This is a genomic window from Mesorhizobium sp. B2-1-3 (assembly GCF_006442495.1).
In the GTDB taxonomy this organism is placed as follows: domain Bacteria; phylum Pseudomonadota; class Alphaproteobacteria; order Rhizobiales; family Rhizobiaceae; genus Mesorhizobium.
In genome coordinates, this window is record NZ_VFWL01000016.1 from 105984 (window position 1) to 122813 (window position 16830).

General features: G+C 63.0%; 15 protein-coding genes and 1 pseudogene. 14 read left to right on the plus strand and 2 right to left on the minus strand.

What is annotated here, in order from left to right:
- Nucleotides 1-21 precede the first annotated feature (21 nt).
- The 8 genes from FJ973_RS23470 (at nt 22) to FJ973_RS23505 (ending at nt 7321) form a co-directional block, all read left to right on the plus strand.
- The gene (locus tag FJ973_RS23470) at nt 22-936 is read left to right on the plus strand and encodes a sugar phosphate isomerase/epimerase (protein ID WP_140499891.1); all 915 of its coding nucleotides are present in this window, start codon (nt 22-24) and stop codon (nt 934-936) included.
- A gap of 55 nt (nt 937-991) precedes the next feature.
- Nucleotides 992-1936 carry a substrate-binding domain-containing protein gene (locus FJ973_RS23475; RefSeq protein ID WP_140557933.1) on the plus strand — a complete coding sequence of 315 codons (945 nt, stop codon included), beginning with the start codon at nt 992-994 and terminating at the stop codon, nt 1934-1936.
- A 43-nt stretch (nt 1937-1979) separates the two neighbouring features.
- The gene (locus FJ973_RS23480; RefSeq protein WP_181170941.1) at nt 1980-2999 is read left to right on the plus strand and encodes an ABC transporter permease; all 1020 of its coding nucleotides are present in this window, start codon (nt 1980-1982) and stop codon (nt 2997-2999) included.
- A gap of 2 nt (nt 3000-3001) precedes the next feature.
- Nucleotides 3002-3778, plus strand: coding sequence for an ATP-binding cassette domain-containing protein (locus FJ973_RS23485; protein WP_140499887.1), 777 nt, complete (start codon nt 3002-3004; stop codon nt 3776-3778).
- 4 nt (nt 3779-3782) lie between these two features.
- Nucleotides 3783-4964, plus strand: coding sequence for an aldose 1-epimerase family protein (locus FJ973_RS23490; protein WP_140499885.1), 1182 nt, complete (start codon nt 3783-3785; stop codon nt 4962-4964).
- An 85-nt stretch (nt 4965-5049) separates the two neighbouring features.
- Complete coding sequence (locus FJ973_RS23495; RefSeq protein WP_140500160.1) at nt 5050-6132, plus strand: fatty acid desaturase family protein; 1083 nt, start codon at nt 5050-5052, stop codon at nt 6130-6132.
- 28 nt (nt 6133-6160) lie between these two features.
- On the plus strand, nt 6161-6472 hold the full coding sequence (locus FJ973_RS23500) for a MocE family 2Fe-2S type ferredoxin (protein ID WP_140557934.1): 312 nt from the start codon (nt 6161-6163) through the stop codon (nt 6470-6472).
- A gap of 48 nt (nt 6473-6520) precedes the next feature.
- Nucleotides 6521-7321, plus strand: a complete 801-nt coding sequence (locus FJ973_RS23505) for a 3-methyl-2-oxobutanoate hydroxymethyltransferase (RefSeq protein ID WP_140557936.1) — start codon at nt 6521-6523, stop codon at nt 7319-7321.
- Here the strand turns inward: FJ973_RS23505 and FJ973_RS23510 are convergent.
- Both FJ973_RS23510 and FJ973_RS23515 read right to left on the minus strand, forming a co-directional pair.
- Entirely contained in the window at nt 7286-7771 is a 486-nt protein-coding gene (locus FJ973_RS23510; RefSeq protein ID WP_246675935.1) for an aromatic amino acid lyase, read from the minus strand. The genes FJ973_RS23505 and FJ973_RS23510 overlap by 36 nt on opposite strands.
- Nucleotides 7720-7966 (minus strand): annotated as a pseudogene (locus tag FJ973_RS23515) (ornithine cyclodeaminase family protein); the annotation flags it as partial. The pseudogene FJ973_RS23515 and the gene FJ973_RS23510, both read right to left, overlap by 52 nt.
- Nucleotides 7967-7985: 19 nt before the next feature.
- Here FJ973_RS23515 and FJ973_RS23520 point away from each other — a divergent pair.
- The 6 genes from FJ973_RS23520 to FJ973_RS23545 all read left to right on the plus strand — a co-directional run bounded on the left by FJ973_RS23520 (nt 7986) and on the right by FJ973_RS23545 (nt 16746).
- Nucleotides 7986-9419 carry a DHA2 family efflux MFS transporter permease subunit gene (locus FJ973_RS23520; RefSeq protein WP_140557938.1) on the plus strand — a complete coding sequence of 478 codons (1434 nt, stop codon included), beginning with the start codon at nt 7986-7988 and terminating at the stop codon, nt 9417-9419.
- A 271-nt stretch (nt 9420-9690) separates the two neighbouring features.
- Nucleotides 9691-10677 carry an ABC transporter permease gene (locus tag FJ973_RS23525; protein ID WP_140499878.1) on the plus strand — a complete coding sequence of 329 codons (987 nt, stop codon included), beginning with the start codon at nt 9691-9693 and terminating at the stop codon, nt 10675-10677.
- Between the two features lie 118 nt (nt 10678-10795).
- Nucleotides 10796-11821, plus strand: a complete 1026-nt coding sequence (locus FJ973_RS23530) for a sugar ABC transporter substrate-binding protein (protein ID WP_140557939.1) — start codon at nt 10796-10798, stop codon at nt 11819-11821.
- A gap of 259 nt (nt 11822-12080) precedes the next feature.
- Nucleotides 12081-14204: an SMP-30/gluconolactonase/LRE family protein gene (locus FJ973_RS23535; RefSeq protein WP_140557941.1), complete on the plus strand. Its 2124-nt coding sequence runs from the start codon at nt 12081-12083 to the stop codon at nt 14202-14204.
- Complete coding sequence (locus tag FJ973_RS23540; protein ID WP_140557942.1) at nt 14201-15250, plus strand: hypothetical protein; 1050 nt, start codon at nt 14201-14203, stop codon at nt 15248-15250. The genes FJ973_RS23535 and FJ973_RS23540 overlap by 4 nt, the downstream gene beginning before the upstream one ends.
- Nucleotides 15250-16746: a sugar ABC transporter ATP-binding protein gene (locus FJ973_RS23545; RefSeq protein WP_140515857.1), complete on the plus strand. Its 1497-nt coding sequence runs from the start codon at nt 15250-15252 to the stop codon at nt 16744-16746. Before FJ973_RS23540 ends, FJ973_RS23545 begins: the two co-directional genes overlap by 1 nt.
- The last annotated feature ends 84 nt before the right edge of the window (nt 16747-16830 follow it).

Consider the following 16830-nt stretch of genomic DNA (forward strand, 5'->3'; position numbering starts at 1 on the left):
TTACAGGGAGGAATTCACACCATGATGCAGGCAGGCATTTTCACGGGCTATTTCCCGTACGGCCTCGAAGAGACGGCGAAGAAGATCCGCGGGCTCGGTTTCAACACGGTGCAGCTCGACCTGCATTTCAGGGATATCGACCTGTCCGCCGGGCAGATCACCAAGGACAAGGCCAAGACCGTGCGCGATGTCTTCCGCGACCACAACCTGCCGGTCTGCTGCGTGTCGGGCTACACCAACATCATCCATCCCGACAAGGCAGAGCGCGACAAGCGCGTCGGCTACCTCAAGGAGATCATCCGCAACGCCCGCCATTTCGGCTCGCCCTACGTGATCTCGGAAACCGGCACCTACAACACCGAATCCGACTGGGTGCACCACCCCAAGAACAAGACCGAGGAGGGGTTCGAGGAATGCCGCAAGGTGATATCAGATCTTGCCCAGACGGCCTATGACCATGGCGCGGTCTTCCTGCTCGAAACCTATGTCAACAACGTCGTCGGCTCGGTCGAGGAGACGGTCAAGATGTTCGCGCAGGTCGATCACCCGGGCCTTGGCCTGCTGATGGACCCGACCAACTATTTCGAGACGCACAACATCGACCGGATGGACCAGATCCTGAACCAGGTGTTCGACACGTTGACGGACAAGATCAGGATAGCGCATGCCAAGGACGTCAAGCGCTCGGGCAGCGACAAGTCGGAAAAGCACGCCGACATCGGCGATGAGGATGCCATGGAAAGCCACACCTTCCGCGGCGTCGGCGAGATCGAACTGCCGGCGCCCGGCCTCGGCTCGCTCAACTACGACCTTTATCTTCAGCGGCTTGCCGAGAAGCACCCGAACATTCCGGTCATCATCGAGCACCTGTCGGAAGACGACGTGCCGCGCGCCAAGACATTCCTCGACGGGAAGTTCCGCGCCAACGGCCTGTGACGGCCGGCCGCGCCGCCTGTGCATGGCGGCACGGCTCCAAACAAGGAGGAAAGCAATGTTGAAATTTGCATTGAAATTGGCGGCCGCCGCGACTGTGCTTGCCGGCATCGCGTTCGGGTCGGCCGCGCAGGCACAGGACGGCCAGAAGACCTTTTATCTACTGTCGCATGGCGGCCCGTCGGATGCGTTCTGGATCGACTGGAACGCCGGCGCTACCAAGGCCTGCGACCAGCTCAAGGTGACCTGCAAGATCTCCTTCAGCGGCGGCGACATGGCGGCGCAGAAGGAAGCCTTCAATTCCGCGCTTGCCGCCAAGCCCGACGGCATTGCCACCACCTCGGCGCAGCCCGGCCTGTGGACCGAGGAGGTCAAGGCCGCGAAGGCCGCCGGCATCCCGATCGTGTTCTTCAACACCGACGACCCGGCGACGGGGCGGCAGGCCTATGTCGGCGCCGACCTGAAGGAGGCAGGGGCGATCTGGGCAAAGTATCTTGTCGACCACAAGATGGTGAAGCAGGGGGATAAGGTCTTCCTGCCGGTCGAAGTCCCCGGCGCCAGCTATCAGCAGCTCGAGACCGAAGGCATCGCCAGCGTCTTTGATCCGCTCGGCATCAAGTACGACGTGGTTGATTGCGGCACCGATCCGGCCGGCATCATCGCCAAGATGACCGACTATATGGTTGCCAACAATCCGCCGGCGATCATCGCGCTCGGCGATTCCGTGGCGGCCAGCGTCAAGCGGGTCTTCGACGGCGCCGGCGTGCCGGCAGGCAAAATCCCGGTCGTCGGCTGGGGCAATTCGAAGGAGACGGCGCAAGCCGTCCAGGACGGTTTCGTCAACGCTGCGGCCTGGCAGTACCCATCGGCGCAGGGCTTCATGCCGGTAGCACTGCTCGGGCTTGCCGCCTCGGGCGAGCCAATCGGCTACGACATCCACACTTTCGGTCTCTACGACGCGTCGAGCGTCGAGCCGATCCTCAAACTCTACGACAAGAAGTGAAAATGGACGCCCGCCGCGCCGGCGGCGGGCGCCTGCAAACAGCATGGTTCAGAACGTCATGGCAGTCACCGCGGAAGAGGGCGCAGCAAGCGCCAGGAGCAGGTCGAGGCTGATGCGCTCGCCGCAATTTTCCTCGTTCATCATCCTCGTCGTCCTTCTCGTGGTATTCGCGATCGCGGACGGCAATTTCCTGTCGCCGCTCAACATCTCCAACATGATGGCGTTCCTGCCCGAGCTCGGCATCATCGCGCTCGGCATGACGCTGCTTCTGACGGCCGGCGAGTTCGACCTGTCGGTCGGTGCCGTATTCGGCCTGGCGCCAGTGGTCGTGATGCTTCTGGTGCAGAACGGCGGGGTGGATATCGGCGTCGCCCTTCTGGCTGGACTTTTACTGTGCATCGCGATTGGGGCGATCAATGGGGTGATCGTCACCAAGATCGGCATCTCGTCATTCCTGGTGACCCTGTCCATGCTGCTGATCGTGCGCGGCGCGGCCCTCTACATCACCCAGGGTTTCCCGCTGAAGTCGTGGGACCAGCCTGGCTTCTTCGTGACGCTGCTTGCCGGCAGCTTCAATATCGGCTCGTTCCGCTTCTACACCTCGCTGTGGTGGTTCATCGGCCTGTCGTTGCTGGCAATCTACGTCCTGCGCTATGCCAAGCTCGGCAACTGGATCAGCGCCATCGGTTCCAACCGCAACGCGGCAGTGGCCCGCGGCGTGCCGGCGGACGCCGTCAAGATATGGCTGTTCATCGCCACCTCGGTGCTGGCCGGGCTTGCCGGCATGATCAGCGCCTTTCGTATTTCGGCCGCTTCGCCGGTGGCCGGCACAGGCTATGAGCTCGAAGTGATCGCCATGGTGGTGGTTGGCGGCACGGCGCTGACCGGCGGACGCGGCACCATCCTGGGCACCATCGTCGGCGCGCTGATGCTGCGCGCCATCCGTAACGGCATCGTGCTCGTCGGCGTGCCCGGCCTCGCCTACAACATCTTCGTCGGCGTGATCATCCTCGCCATGCTCATCCTCCATGCTTTGCTGCAGAAAAACGCGGCAAGGAGCTGACTATGATGCAAGAAGTGCTTCGGCTGCAGAACCTGCAAAAATCCTTCGGCAGCGTGCGCGCGCTGAAGAATGCCTCGCTGACGCTGAGAGAAGGCGAGATAGTGGCCCTGCTCGGCGACAATGGCGCCGGCAAATCGACGCTGATCAAGGCGATCTCCGGCGTCTTCCCGGTCGATCGCGGTGACATCTATGTGCGCGGGCAGAAGGTTTCGATCCGCTCGACGCGCGACGCGATGGATCTCGGCATCGAGACCATCCACCAGGATACGTCGCTGGCGCCGGATCTCAGTATCGCGCGCAACCTCTTCCTCGGCCGCGAACCGGTCAATTTCAAATGGTTGGGCGTGTTTGCGCCGCTCGATCTCGCCAAGCTGCGCGATGCTGCCTCCTCCCTGCTGAAGCGCGTCGGCATCTCGAAGAAACTCGACGCCGACGCGCTGGTCTCAACGCTGTCGGGCGGCGAGCGCCAGTCGATCGCCATTTCGCGGGCCATGCAGTTCGCCGCCAAGGTGATCATCCTCGACGAGCCGACCAACAATCTCGGCGTCGAGGAAACCCATGGCGTGCTGCGCTTCGTCAAGGAGATGCGTCAGGCCGGCCATTCGGTGCTGCTCATCACCCACAACATCCATCACGTGTTCGAGGTTGCCGACCGCATCATCGTCATGCGCCGCGGCGAGATCGTTGCCGAGCAGACGGTCGCCGATACCGATCTGCTGACCGTGGAAAGCATCATCACCGGCGCCGACCTGTCGGCTCTGATGAAGAGGGCGCAGTGACGGCATGGTAGAGCTTTACGGCAAGACGCTCTCGCGCCGGCAGGTCTCGGAACGCTCCGGCATGCTGTCGCAGTTCGCCGGCGTGCGGCTGATGACGCTCGGCGACGGGGTGGAGCGCGGTGTCCGCATGCTGGAGTTCCGCACCGGCTCCGGCCTGCGCTTCACCGCACTCGTCGACCGCGCGCTCGACATCGCCGATTGCGACTTCAAGGGCCAGGCGATCGGCTGGCACTCGCCGGGCGGTTTTCGCAACCCCGGTCTTCACGACTATGAGGGGGAAGGGGGGCTGGCCTGGGCGCGCTCCTTTTCCGGTTTGCTGGTCACCTGCGGCCTCGACCATATACTGGGTCGGGAAGAGGTGCCGGCCGAGAACTACAACTATCCCGGCAAGAAGACCGTGATCCATTCGCTGCATGGCCGTGTCGGCACCATCCCGGCGCGGCTGACCGGCTACGGTGAGGCGTGGGACGGCGACCGCTGCGTGCTGTGGGCCGAAGGCATCGTCCAGCAATCGGCGGTATTCGGCGAGGATCTGCATCTGATCCGGCGGATCGAGGCGGATGTCGGCGGCAACGAGATCCGGCTGTCCGACCGCGTCGTGAACCATGGCTTCAATCGCACGCCGCATATGTATTTCTACCATGTGAATGTCAGTCATCCCCTGCTTGACGAGGGCTCACGCTACCTTGCGCCAATCCGCGACGTGGTGTGGGCCGGCCATGCCGGCGAGCGCTATGAGGCGCAGAAGGTCGGCTACCGCACCGTGCCGGAACCGCGAATGGGGTTCAGCGAACAGGTCTGGCAGCATGAAATGGACGCCGATGGAAAGGGCGAGGTACCAGTGGCGGTGGTCAACGACCGGCTCGGCCTCGGCTTCGAAATGGTGACGCGGAAAGACCAGCTGCCTTGCGCCTATCAATGGCAGAATTTCCAGGCCGGACACTATGCGCTGGGCATCGAGCCATCGACGCATCATGTGCTCGGCGATCTCGCCGCGCGCGAACGCGGCGAGATGATCTGGCTGGAGCATGACGAAGGCCGCGCCTACGATGCCGTGTTCCGGGTCCTGGACGGCAGGGAAGCTATCGCCGGCGCCGAAGCCAGGATTGCGGCAATCGCCCGCCAGCCCGAACAGGATTATCCTCGGCCCTCCGGCAATTTCCGGAGACTGGCGGGCCCGGCATGAGCGCGACATGTATTCAAAGCAAGCCCTCCGGCCGGCGGGCCGGATTGCGAGCGGTGCGAGAAGTTTGGAGGCCCGTGTGAAGACGATGGCAAAAAAGCGGGATTACAGCCTGGTCGGTGAAAGCACCAGGGCCGCGATTGAGACCGGCCTGGCCTCCGCCGAATGGTACCACACCGATGTCCCCCGCAAGGTGATGAAGGAGCTGATGCAGCGTTCCGACGGGCCGGCGATCCGCGACACCATCATCTGGATTGTTGCGATCCTGGCCTCGGCCGCCGGCATCATATGGTTCTGGGGCTCATGGTGGGTGGTGCCGTTCCTATTCATCTACGGCGTGCTCTACGGCTCGTCTAGCGACTCGCGCTGGCACGAATGCGGCCATGGCACGGCCTTCCGCACGCGCTGGATGAACGATGTCGTGTACCACATCGCCTCCTTCATGCTGATGCGCAATCCAGTGCAGTGGCGCTGGAGCCATGCCCGCCACCACACCGACACCATCATCGTCGGCCGCGATGCCGAGATCGCCGTCATGCGGCCGCCGGACCTGTTGAAGGCGGCGCTGGCCTTCACCGGCATTCTCGATTTCCGCTATTCGCTGCCGACGCTCGTGCGCCAGGCTTTCGGCAAGCTGTCCGACGAGGAAAAGAGCTATGTTCCGGAAATGGAATGGGCAAAGGCCGTGACGGCCGCGCGGTGGCATGTTGCCGTGTACATTGCGACGATCGCTGTCGCGGTCGTCCTCAGGTCATGGATACCGGTGGTGCTGATTGGTTTGCCGCGCCTCTACGGCACCTGGCACATGGTGACGACCGGCCTGCTGCAGCATATCGGGCTGGCCGACAATGTCGTCGACCACCGGCTCAACACGCGCACCGTCTACATGAACCCGATCAGCCGGTTCATCTACTGGAACATGAACTATCATGTGGAGCACCACATGTTCCCGATGGTGCCCTATCATGCGCTGCCCAGGCTGCATGAGCTGATCAAGCACGACCTGCCCGTGCCGAACCCGTCGATGTGGCATGCCTATCGCGAGGTCTGGCCGGTCCTGCTCAGGCAGCTGAAATACGAGGACTACTACCTCAAGCGCGAGCTGCCGCCGACGGCCAGGCCCTATCGCGGCGAATTCCATGAGTTCGACATGTCGGCGGCGGCTGAATAAGGGGCGCGAATGCTTGCGGGAGACAGAGATGGCCGATTGGATTGAAGCGTGTGCGGTGGACGATGTCGAGGAAGAGGATGTCATCCGATTCGACCACGGTGGCCGAACCTTCGCGATCTATCGCTCCCCGGACAATGAATTCTTCGCCACCGACGGTTTCTGCACGCATGAGAAGGCACATCTCGCCGACGGGCTGGTGATGGACGACATCATCGAATGTCCAAAGCACAATGGCCGCTTCAACTATAAGACCGGCCAGGCCAAGGGCGCGCCGGTCTGCGTCAATCTTGCGACCTATCCGGTGAAGATCGAAGCTGGCAAGGTGATGATCGAGATCTGAAGCGCGGCAAACCGATCCGGCACCGCGGCAAGCAAAAGAGGGACGTTTATGAGCCGAAAGAGACCGACCGTTGCCGACCTGCGCGCCATGAAGGGCAAGCGTCAGCTGACGATGCTGCGCGTGCTGACCCTGGACGAAGCGGAAGCTGCCGAGCGGGCAGGGGTCGATATCGTCTCCGTGCCGCCGGAACTCGTGCTCAACCCGCAATACCGCGATGCGGCACCGAGCCTGTTCACCATGCCGGGAGACAATTTCTACGAAATCGGCACATCGGATGATTTCCTGCGTTGGGCTTTCCGGCTCTACAAGGCCGGCGCCGACGCGGTCTATTGCAGCGCGGGCTACGCCACCATCAAGCGCATGGCGGACGATGCCATCCCCGTCATCGGCCATGTCGGCCTCATTCCATCCCGCGCGACGTGGACCGGCGGCTTCAAGGCGGTAGGCAAGACCGCCGGCGCCGCCATGCAGGTGTTCGAAGCGGTGAAACAGCTCGAGGCCGCCGGCGCCATCGGCGCCGAAATCGAAGTGGTGCCGGTCGAGGTCGCCAAGGCGATCTCCGAGCGTACCTCGCTGATCATGCTGTCGATGGGCGCGGGCACCGGTTGCGACGCGCAATATCTGTTCGCCGAAGATATCCTCGGGCAGAATCGGGGCCACATGCCACGACACTCCAAGGTCTATCGCAACTTCGCCGCTGAATATGATCGGTTGCAGGCGGAGCGGGTGGCTGCATTCTCCGAATATGTCGCCGACGTCAACAGCGGCGTCTATCCCGAGGACAGGCATGTGGTGCACATGGACCCGGCCGAGCTACGCCTGTTCCTGGACAAGGTCGGTCGGGGCTAAGGTCGGCTGCCATCTGTCGCTGGCAAGCGCTGTATGCAGCGCTTCGGCTTCGATGCCGAGCGGCCGATCCTCCTTCAGCGCCGGCACCAGCGCGCGTATCACCGTATGGATAGCGGCTGTGCGCGGCGCCAGCGTCAGCCCGTCGCGCAGATCGACGACCTGGGCGGCCGCCATCAGTTCGAAGGCGATCAACCGGCGCCACAGTGCAATCATGGCGGCGCATTTCGAAACGGCCAGCGGCGTCTGCGTGGCATGGTCCTCGACGCCCTCGGAGACGGGCAGGAAATCGAGCATCACCGGATTGGCCTTGTGGCGGATGGCGGCCAGGATCGATGTTACCGTCTTCTGCAGCGGCACGAAGCCGGCCGATGCGCCGCCGACCGGCGACAGGTATTTCGGACCGCGCTCATCGTGCCATAGGGCACGACCAGCGCACCACGCTTGATCCAATCGGTCTTCAGCAGCGGCTGCGGCTTCGGCAGCCGCGAGGCCTCGACGACGATGTCGGCGCCCTCGACGCAACTTTGCCAGTCGGCCACAGCCTTGACCGGCTTGCCGAGATCGGTGGAGAGCCTGGCGGCAAAGCCGTCGCGGCTTTTCCGGCCGGCGCGAATGGACACGGATCTGGACGCCGTCGGTCAAATGCTGTTCAAAGCGGTCCGTCATGACTGCCATTCCCGAGATTGAAGCTTCAGCCGACCCAGCCAGCAATTCGCGGCGTGTGGCGCTGATTGTCGCCATTGCCTTCTTCATGCAGCTCTTGGATTCGACGATCATCTCGACGTCGCTGCCGCAGATGGGCGCCTCCTTCGGCGTGCCGGCGGTGGCGATGAGCATCGGCATCACCATCTATATGCTGACCATGGCGGTGTTCGTGCCGCTGTCGGGCTGGCTCGCCGACCGGTTCGGCGCGCGCAACATCTTCCTGATGGCGATCGCACTGTTCACGCTGGCTTCGCTCGCCTGCGGCTTCTCCGAGAATCTCACCGAGTTCGTCGCGGCGCGCGCCGCGCAAGGGCTGGGCAGCGCATTGATGACGCCGGTCGGCCGCATCCTAGTGCTGCGCAACGCGTCAAAATCGGAACTGCTCAACGCAACCGCGCTCATCACCTGGCCGGCGCTGTTCGCGCCTGTCGTTGGTCCGGTGCTTGGCGGTTTCATCACCACATATCTCTCCTGGCACTGGAATTTCTTCATCAACATCCCGCTTGGGCTGATCGGGCTGGCGCTGGTCGCCCGCTTCATCCCCGGTGACCGTGAAGCCGATCCCAAGCCACTCGACTGGCCGGGTTTCTTCCTGACATCGGCGGGACTTGCTTGCCTTCTCTGCGGCCTCGAGCGTATCGCGCATCCCGACGACGGCGTGCTGCCGACGGTGCTGCTGGTCGCGGCAGGGATCGTCATCGGCTGGTTGGCGGTGCGGCATCTCCGGCGCGCGCCCCATCCGCTGCTCGACCTGTCCTCGTTCAAGGTGCTGACCTTCGCCATCTCGACGCTTGCGGCCGGCACCATATTCCGCGTCGCGATCAACGCCACGCCGTTCCTGCTGCCGCTTTTGTTCCAGGTCGGCTTTGGCATGAGCCCGGTCGATGCCGGCATGATGATCCTGGCCTATTTCCTCGGCAATCTCGGGATGAAGACGGTGACGACGCCGATGCTGCGCCACTTCGGCTTTCGTTCGGTGATGGTCGTCAACGGCGTCATTGCGTCCGCATCGATCATGGCCTGCGCGGCGATCTCGCCGCAGACGCCGCAGGCGCTCGTGGTGGGGCTGATGCTGATCGCCGGCCTGTCGCGTTCCATGCAGTTCACGGCGCTGAACACGCTGGCCTTCGCCGATATCGCCGCGGCGCAGCGCAGCTCGGCGGCGACCCTGTCCTCGATGCTGCAGCAGGTGGCAATGCTGTTCGGTGTGGCGATAGCTGCGGCGATCCTCAACCTGTCGCAGATCGCCAGGGCCCAGCCGGCGCTGGACCTCGTCGATTTTCGAGTCACCTTCCTGGTGATCGGCGTCATCGGGCTGGTGGCGTCGTTCCGTTTCCTGGTGTTGCCGAGGACCGCCGGCGCCGAGGTTTCCGGCCACATGGCCGGGAACTGAAATCGAATTTTCCCATCCACCGCAGGGTTAAATTCCATCTTCGCCTTGCGCCTTGGTGTCGTGCTTGCGCAAGACGCAGGGATGGCGCAAACAATTGCCAAAAGTGCCGAAGTTTCCGGGCATTGCGCCAGCATCAGCAATCAATGCGTCCACATCGCGAGTCTCGTCGGCAGTCCGTGTTTTGAACGCGGATTCATTTGACGAACCGACGTTGAGCCGATTAGCTTTCTTCCCAGGGGCGGCAGCGCTGCCGCCGGGGTGAAGACAGACAATGAACGCGATCGGTCGGCCGAGTTTCAAGAGCCTGAACCAGGAAGGTATTGTCTTTGCCATAGCGGTGATGCTGTTCATTGCCGCGGCCATAGGCCTGCCGGGCTTCATCGCTCCGAACAATCTCGTTGCCATCGTTCGTTCGGTCTCGGTACTGGGCATATTGGCATTGGGCATGGCGGTCGTCATCATTGGCCGTGGCATCGACCTCTCGGCGGTGGCGATCATGGCGATGTCGGTCGCCTGGTATCTGCAGTTGATGAATTCAGGAACGCCTGACGGGCTCGCCTTCGCCTATGTGCTGGCCGGCGTGCTCGCCATCGGCCTGCTCAACGGCTTTCTCGTCGCTTACGCCGACGTGCCGGCGATCTTCGTGACGCTTGCCACCGGCTCCTTCGTCTTCGGCTATGTGCGCTCGCAACTGATCACGCAGGATGCGGTTCCGGTGCCGCAGGGCCATTGGGTGGAACTGCTTGGCGGCCTGCGCTTCCTCGACATTCCCATCGAGGTGTTCGTCTTCGCTGCACTGGCTTTCCTGTTCTTCCTGTTCCTGCGCTACACCAAATGGGGCCGCTACATCTATTTCGCCGGCGATAATCCGGTCGCCGCGCGCAACATCGGTATTCCAGTGCGGCCGATGCTGGTGCTGCGCTATGTGCTTTCCGCCTTCGTGGCGCTGATCGCCGGCCTGCTGACAGCGGCCAGCCTGCATTCGATCAACACCCGCGTCGTCAACTCGACGCTGCTCTACGACATCGTGCTGGTGGCGGTGATCGGGGGCATCGGGCTTTCGGGCGGACGAGGCGGGGTGCGAAACGTGCTGGTCGGAGCGGCGCTGATCGGCATCCTGCTCAATGCGATGACCATCATCGACATTCCGCTGCTCTACCAAAACCTGATCAAGGCGGCGATCCTGCTCGGTGCCATCATCGTCGACGGCATCATCAATCCGCGTGACGAACAGACGGCGCAGCAGGGCGACATCTAGAGCATGATCCCGAAAAGTGGGAACTTTTCGGAAAAGATCATGCTCAAACAGGAAGACTAAACCAAAGCGGACGGTTGGGGCCGGCCGTAAATAACAACGACCAACCAGAGGATGTGACATGAAACTGATCAAAACATTGATGGCCGCCGCGACGGCGCTTGCGGTCACCGCGTTCGTGGCGCCGAGCTTCGCTGCCGACGATCCGGGCCCCGCTGCCTATGCGCAGGCACTCAAGAGCAAACGCGTCATGCTGGTGCCGCTGGCGATGGGCTTCGACCTGGCGCAGGGCTGGGCGCACTATCTGAAGACCGAAGTCGAGGCCTGGGGCGGCACGTTCGAGACGCGCGATCCGAACTGGGTCGTCGATGCCGGCGCGCAGGCGATCACCGATGCCATCTCCTCCGACACCAGGCCTGACGTGCTGATCATCCACGCGCCCGACCTCAATTCCTACTCCAAGCTGATGAAGAAGGCGCAGGCAGCCGGCACCTACGTGATCCTGGTCGACAATCCCGCCAATTTCCCGGCCGATGCCTTTGTCGGCAGCGATTGGGACCGGCTCGGCCAACTCGAGGCGGAAGCCGCGATCAAGGGCTGCGGCGAGAACTCGTCCAAAAAGATCGGCCTTGTGCAGGGCGATCAAGCGAACTCCTCCAGCCTTTATCAGTACGCCGGCATCATGAAGGTACTGGAAAAGCATCCCGAGTTTCAGGTCGTGGCCAAGCCCGACTCCAACTGGGATGCGACCACCTCGCGCAATGTCACGACGACGATGCTGCAGCAGAACCCCGACATCTGCTCGATCATCGACTTCTGGGATGGTGATGCTACTGGCGCGTCGGCCGCGATCCGTGATGCCAAGCTCGAGGGCAAGGTTTTCCTGGTCACCACCGGAGGCGGCGAAAAGGCGGCCGACTGCGACAAGCTGCAGGACGGCACTTATGGCGCGGTTGTCATGACCGACCTTGCCCGGCAGTCGGGGGACATGAACGCCATCATAAAGTTCCTGCTGCAGAGCGGCCAGCCGGCCGGCACGTCGCACACCTACATCTACACGCTGGAGAAGGCGACGACCAAGGCCGACCTCAAGCCCGACAGCTGCTGGGACCTGAAGGCGCTGCAAGCGGAAGCTGCGGCGAAGTAGGTCGCGAGTTTACGCCTGATATCAACATGGCGGCCGGGTTGTACGTGGACAATCTCCAACCTCGGCGCTGCCCCTCACCTTACCCTCTCTTCGTGAAAACGGGGAGAGGGGGTGTCGACGCTGGAGCTTATCCCTTCTCCCCGTTCTTCACGGGGAGAAGGTGCCGGCAGGCGGATGAGGGGCAGCGGCGAAGTTGAGAATTGCTCCGGAGCGATTACCCGGCCACCTTTTTCTCTTCTCTCGCAATAGCAGTGACCTGATGTCCTTTCGCGAACGCCTCCAGGCCTGGCGCTACAATCTCGTGCCCGACCATCTGGTCGGCGAGATACTGACCAAGCGCTGGACCGACAATGCCATTCCCTTCCTGGCACTGGTGGCAACACTCGGCGTGTTCGGTTCGATCATTCCGGGCTTCTTCAAACTTACCTCGCTGCAGGAATCGACCCGCCAGCTCGGTGAATTCTCGATGGTCGTCACCGGCATGACGGTGGTGATGCTTGGCGGCGGCATCGACCTGTCGGTCGGCTCGATCTTTGCGCTGTCCTGCTTTTCGGCCGTCTATGTCTTCTTCATCCTCGAACAGTCGATCTGGCTGGCGCTGGCCGCTTCGCTTGCCGCCGGCCTCGTCTTCGGCGCCGTCAACGGCTATCTCGTCGGATACCTCAGGCTGCGCGCCTTCCTCACCACGCTGGTGACCTTCATTTTCGGGCGGGCGCTGTTCGACATCCTGGTCACCACCTATGCCGCCGATGTGCAGCTGTCCCAAGCCACCTCCGCTGTGCTCGACTTCATCGGCGACGGCACCTTCTGGGGCCTGTCGGTCTCGGTGTGGTTGGCCATTATCCTCGCCATCGTCACTCATATCGCGCTGACGCGCTCGCGGCCCGGCTGGCATGTGCTGGCGGTTGGCGGCTCCCGGCGCTCTGCCCACAATGCCGGCATCCGTGTGCGCCGCACCGTGTTCATGACTTATGTCTTCTCAGGCTTCTGCGCCTCGATCGGCGGCTTCCTCATAGCTTGCCGGCTGAGCGGAGCAGGGCCGGGCACCGGCCTCAACCTCGAGATCATGGCGCTGACCGCGGCGGTGGTCGGCGGTGTCAGCCTCGGAGGCGGGCGCGGCTCGGTGATCAAGGGGCTGATGGGCGCCATCATCGTTTTGACCATGACCAACGGCCTGATCAGGCTGGGCTACGGCACCGGCACCAACCAGATGGTGCTGGGCATCATGCTGGCAGTGGCGGTGACGATCGACATCCGCTGGCTGAAGAACCGCCACAAGGTGCTGAACGAGGTCTATGTCGCGCCGGTCTATCTCAGGATGGGCGAGACGCAGTCGGCGGCGCCCGGCTCCGGCACATCCTACGAACTCGACGACAGGCTGTCGGGCGCCGACCATATCGGGCTCGGCGAACTGGAAGGACCGGAAGATGTCATTCTCGACCGTGACGACCACCTCTATTGCGGCACGCGCCATGGCGAGATCGTCCGCTTCTTCGCGCCGGGCTATGTGAAGTCGGAAGTGTTCGCTCATATCGGCGGCTTTCCGCTCGGCCTTGCCTTCGACAAATCAGGCAATCTGATCAGTTGTGTCGGCGCCATGGGGCTCTATTCCGTCTCGCCCGATCGTGAGGTCAAACGCCTGTCGGCCGAAACGTCGCGCTCCTGGACATCGGTCGTCGACGACGCACGGCTGCGCGATCCCAACGACTGCGACATAGCACCGGACGGCCGCATCTATTTCACCGACTCGACCAAGCGCTACGACGCGCATGACTGGGCGCTGGATTCGATCGAGAACCGCGCCACCGGCCGCCTGCTGGTCTATGATCCGAAGGACGGATCGACCAGGACGCTGCTCGACGGCTACCGCTACACCAACGGCGTCTGCATGGCGCATGATGGCAAGTCGCTGTTCTTCGCCGAGAGCTGGGCCTGCCGTGTGCATCGCTACTGGCTGGAAGGGCCGAAGGCCGGCATCGCCGAATGCGTCATCCGGGACATGCCGGGCTACCCCGACAACATCAACCGCGCTTCCGACGGCAATTACTGGATGGCGTGGCTCGGCATGCGCACCCCGAGCTTCGACCTGTCGCTGCGCCATCCCGACATGCGCAAGCGCATGACACGCCGGCTGCCGCAGGACGAATGGCTGTTCCCCAACATCAACACCGGGGGCGTGGTGAAATTCACGGAGGAGGGCGACATCGTCGAAGCGATGGGCGACCTCTCGGGCGGCGCGCATCCGATGGTCACCTCGATGCGCGAGCACAAGGGATATCTCTTCGTCGGCGGCATCCTCAACAACCGCATCGGCCGCTACAAGATTGCTAGCGCCGACCCGAATTGGACCAGCCCGGCTTCCTATTGGGGAGCAAAGCGATGATCCTCGATCCCATCCTGGATTTATTTCGCGGCAAGGCGGTGACGATCCCGCCGCTGGATGGCGCTTTCCGACCCAACACGCAGCTTGACGATGCGCCGGCTTTTGCCGAACTGACCGAGCCGGACAATCTGCTGATCTCTGGCGACAAGCTGCTCGCTTCCAGCGGCAACGCCGTCTATTCGATTGCCGCCGGTACCGCGCCCAAGTTGGTCGAGACCTTTGCGTCCACCGTTACCGCGCTGGCGTTCTCGCCATCGGGTGAGCTGACGGTCGGATTGGAAAGCGGCAAGCTCCTGGTCGGCGGTAGGGATGTTTCGCTACCGGCTGGTGTCAGCTGCATGACCGCGCTCGCCTATGCCGATGATGGTGCGCTGTGGCTGGCCAATGGCTCGGCCGAATTCGCACCATCACAATGGGCGGCCGACCTGATGAAGAAAGGCGCGTCCGGATCGCTTTGGAAGCAGGATGCGGCAGGCGGGACCTTCCGCAAGGTGGCCGGCGCCATCGCCTTTCCCTATGGGCTCCATCCCATCGGCAGGGATGTGCTGGTGAGCGAGAGCTGGCGCCATCAGCTCATCCGCTTCGAGGCGGCAAGCGGCAGCCGCTCGACGGTGTTGACCCATCTGCCCGGCTATCCCGCGCGGCTGTCGCCGGCAGCCGATGGCGGCGCCTGGCTGACCCTGTTTGCGCCGCGCAACCGGCTGATCGAATTCGTGCTGCAGGAGACGCATTACCGTCAGGACATGATCGAGCAGGTGCCGCCGGCCTATTGGATCGCACCGGCTCTGGCCTCAAGCCGCAGCTTCCTCGAACCGCTGCAATGCGGCGGCATCCGCACGATGGGCATCCACAAGCCCTGGTCGCCGAGCCGCTCCTACGGTCTGGTGGTCAGGCTCGACCAGAACATGCAGCCTCGGTTCAGCCTGCACAGCCGCGCCAACGGCATACGTCACGGCATTTGCAGCGTGGTTGAAAAAGATGGCGAACTGTTCGTCGCCTCGAAGGGCGGCGACTGCGTGTTGGCTGTCGATGCCGGGGGGTTTTGATGGAACCAATCGTGCGCTTGGAGAATGTCACCAAAAATTATCGCGGCGTGCCCGCGGTCAAGAATGTCAGCTTCGAATTGCGCAAGGGCGAGATCCACGCGCTGCTCGGCGAAAACGGCGCCGGCAAGTCGACGCTGACCAAGATCATCGCCGGAGTGGTCGACGCCAGTTCGGGCAAGATGTTCCACAAGGGACGCGAGATCGCTTACGCCTCGCCGCATGCGGCGCTCGAGGCGGGCATCGCAATGGTGTTCCAGGAGACCAGCCTGGTGCCGTCGATGACGGTGGCGCAGAATCTTTATCTCGGCACCGAGAAATTCCTCAACCGGCTGCGCGGCACCTACATTTCCGCGCAGCAGTTCCTGCAGTCGCTGAATTTTCCGGTCGACCCGAACGCCATGGTGGCGACGCTTGGCGCGGCCAAGCGCCAGATGGTCGAGATCGCGCGCGCCGTGCACCACAATGCCGAGATCATCATCTTCGACGAGCCGACCGCGACGTTGACGCCGGAGGAAAAGCGGCACTTCTTCGCGCTGATCCGGCGGCTCAAGGCGCGCGGCGTCTCCATCGTCTTCATCAGCCATGCGCTGGAAGAGGCGCTGCTGATTGCCGACCGCATCACCATCCTGCGCGACGGCGAGTTGGTCATCACCGACGACACGTCGGCCTTCGATCGCGACCGGATCGTTGCCGCCATGGTCGGGCGCATGCTGTCCGGGCAGATCTATCGCCAGCGAGACGAGGCCAGGCTGCGCAAGGCGGGCAAGAAAGTTCTGTCGGTGCAGGACATCTCAATGAGCAATGTCGTGCGCAACAATTCGTTCTCGATCTTCGAAGGCCAGATCACCGGCGTCTTCGGGCTGATCGGCTCCGGCCGTACCGAGACGTTCAAAATCGTGTCCGGCATCTACAAACGCGATTTCCTGCGCGGCGGGGCGATCGAGCTGGACGACAGGCCGGTGCGCTATCTCGTGCCGAGCGAAGCGGTGGCCGACGGCATCGTCTACGTCACGGAGGATCGCAAGAGCGAAGGCATTTTCGAGACGATGGGCATTGCCGAGAACCTGTTCGGCGGGCTGCTGGCGGCCGGCCGCGAAAAAGGCTGGGTGATCAATCAGCAGGAGATGCGCGCGCTCTCCGCCGAATGGACCAAGACGCTGAACATCAGGGCGATCAACGACAATGCGCGCGTGGTCGAGCTTTCCGGCGGCAACCAGCAGAAGGTGGTGATCGGCAAGGGGCTGGTGCAGAAGCCGCGCGTGGTCATCTTCGACGAGCCGACGCGCGGCGTCGATGTCGGCGCCATCGCCGAGATCCACCAGATCATCAACCGGCTGGCCGACGAGGGTCTGGCCGTCGTCGTCATCTCGTCCTACCTGCCGGAGATCATGAACCTGTCCGACCGGATCCTGGTCTGCCGCCAGGGCCGTATCGTCGAGGAGTTTTCGCCGGCCGAGGCGACGGAGGAGAAGATTATGTATGCGGCGGTGCATTAGAGAGTGTGTCGGTATTCAGGTGAGGCCGGCCTGCAAACGCCAGCTTGACTTGAATCTCGACATACCCTCGCGGTGCCGTTTGCG